We start from the raw sequence: 599 nt of genomic DNA, 5'->3' as shown, positions 1-599 counted from the left end.
ATCTACGCCAACGTCATCCGGCGCGGAAAGGCCACCGAGAAGGAGGAGGTCCGCGCGGCGCGCTGGGCCACCGTCCTCATCGGCGTCGTCTCGATCGCGCTCGGCGCGCTCGCCCGCGACCTCAACGTCGCCGGCCTGGTCGCCCTCGCCTTCGCCGTCGCCGCCTCCGCCAACCTTCCGACGATCCTCTACAGCCTGTTCTGGAAGAGGTTCACCACCCAGGGCGCGCTCTGGTCGATCTACGGCGGCCTGATCTCCTCGGTCGTCCTGGTGCTCTTCTCGCCGGTCGTCTCCGGCAAGCCCACCTCGATGTTCAAGACCGTGGACTTCTACTGGTTCCCGCTGGAGAACCCGGGCCTCGTCTCGATCCCGCTGGGCTTCCTGCTCGGCTGGCTCGGCTCGCTCCTCTCCAAGGAGGAGCCGGACAAGGGCAAGTACGCGGAGCTGGAGGTCAAGTCGCTCACCGGTGTCGGAGCGCACTGACCCGCGCACGGTACGCGACCGCGGGGGGGGAAGGGGGGGAGAGGTAGGCAAAGGAGGCCCGATCGCCCCCATCTGCCAGTGCGGACCTATGCTTCTCGTGGGCTTGGCAGGCGCCA

At 68.4% G+C, this 599-nt stretch carries 1 pseudogene; it reads left to right on the top strand.

The features are described 5' to 3' along the window. Positions 1-483 (top strand): annotated as a pseudogene (locus tag ACFUJR_RS31490) (cation acetate symporter); the annotation flags it as partial. Positions 484-599 lie beyond the last annotated feature (116 nt).

Source organism: Streptomyces sp. NPDC057271, assembly GCF_042668715.1.
Classification (GTDB): Bacteria; Actinomycetota; Actinomycetes; order Streptomycetales; family Streptomycetaceae; genus Streptomyces.
Note: the sequence above shows the minus strand (reverse complement) of the source record. Positions and strands in the feature narration are given on the sequence as shown.